General features: G+C 72.8%; 1 protein-coding gene. It reads left to right on the forward strand.

Annotation, left to right across the window (positions count from 1 at the left end):
- On the forward strand, positions 1-1,971 hold a 1,971-nt coding region (locus tag AC27IO_RS23490; protein WP_498741075.1), incomplete at both ends, for a glucoamylase family protein.

Genomic DNA, 1,971 nt, shown 5'->3' on the forward strand with positions numbered 1-1,971 from the left:
GGCAGCCTGCTGGAGCAGACGAACCGCCTCGTGGTGCAGCGGCAGATCGCGTACGGGCAGGCGCTCGGCATTCCGTGGGGCATCTCGGAGTCTGCCTACAACGCGCGCGACCGGGAGTTCACCTACCAGTACTCCAACTTCGGCGTGCCGGGCCTGGGCCTCAAGCGCGGACTCGGCGACAACCGCGTCATCGCGCCGTACGCCACCGGCCTGGCCGCCATGGTGGAGCCGCGCGCGGCGCTGCTGAACTACGAGCGCCTGGCCGCCCTGGGCGCGCTGGGCCACCATGGCTTCTACGAAGCGCTGGATTTCACGCCCACGCGCCTGCCCGAGGGGCAGCCGGTGGCCATCGTGCGCAACTACATGGCCCACCACCAGGGCATGACCATCGTGGCCCTGCTCAACGTGCTGAAGGACGGCCGCATGCGCGAGCGCTTTCACCGCGAGCCCATGGTCCAGTCCAGCGAACTGCTGCTGCAGGAGCGCACGCCGCGCAACGTGGCGGTGGACCGGCCACGCGCCGAAGAAGTCAAGGCCTCGCTGGACGGCGGCGTGGGCCAGCCGCCCACCGTGCGCCGCCTGGTGGCCGGAGCGCCGGGGCCGGTCACGCACCTGCTGTCCAACGGCAGCTACACGGTCATGCTCACGGCCGCCGGCGCGGGCTACAGCCGCTGGCGCGGGGTGGCGGTGACCCGCTGGCGCGAGGACGCCACGCGGGATTCGCACGGCAGTTTCATCTACCTGCGCGATGTGCAAAGCGCCCAGCTCTGGTCGCCCACCACCCAGCCCCTGGGGACCAGCCACCACCACGGCGACGTGCTGTTCGGCGAGGACCACGCCACGTTCTCGCACCACGACAAGGGCCTGCTCACCACGCTGGACGTGCTGGTGTCCGGCGAGACCGACGGCGAGGTGCGCCGCATCTCGCTGGCCAACAGCGGGCGCCGGGCGCGCGAGATCGATGTGACCTCCTATGCCGAGGTAGTGCTGGCGCCGCAGGCCGCGGACGACGCGCATCCCGCGTTCTCCAAGCTCTTCGTGCTGACCGAGTACCTGCCGGAATTCGGCGCGCTGATCGCCACGCGCCGGCCGCGCACGCCGCACGAGCCGCAGGCATGGGCCGGGCATTTCGCGGTGCTGGAAGGCGAGATCACCGCGGCGCCCCAGTACGGCTCCGACCGCGCGGGCTTCCTGGGCCGGGGACGCGACCCCGCCACCGCCGCCGCCGTGCTGCAGGACCTGCCGCTGTCGGGCGCCGTGGGCACGGTGCTGGACCCGGTGTTCGCCCTGCGCCAGCGGGTGCGCGTGGCACCGGGCGGGCTGGCGCGCATCGCCTTCTGGACGGTGGTGGCATCCACCCGCGCGGGGCTGCTGGACCTGATCGATCAGCACCACGAGCGCAGCGCCTTCGACCGCGCCGCCACGCTGTCGTGGACGCAAGCCCAGGTGCAACTGCGCCACCTGGGAGTGGACGGCGAGGAAGCCGCCGACTTCCAGCGCCTGGCCGCCCCGCTGCTGTATGCCGACCGCCGGTTCCGCGCCCATCCCGAGACCCTGCTGCAGGGCGCCGGGCCGCAGTCGGGGCTGTGGCCGCACGCGGTCTCCGGCGACCTGCCCATCGTGGTGCTGCGCATCGACGACATCGAGGACATGCCGCAGGTGCGGCAATTGCTCACGGCCCACGAATACTGGCGCATGAAGCAGCTGAGCGTGGACCTGGTCATCCTCAACGAACGCGCGTCTTCCTACGTGCAGGACCTGCAGGTGGCCATCGAGACCGCAGTGCGCAGCAGCCAGGCGCGCCCGGCCATGGCGTCGGGCCTGGCGCAGGGCGCGGTCCATGTGCTGCGGGCCGACCTGCTCGGGGTCCAGGGGCGCGCGCTGCTGCAGTCGGCGGCGCGCCTGGAGCTCGTCGCGCGCCAGGGCCCGGTCGCCGACCGGCTCGCCCCGCATGGCGCCCGCCCGTCCCGG

Source organism: Acidovorax sp. KNOB132 (assembly GCF_057541515.1).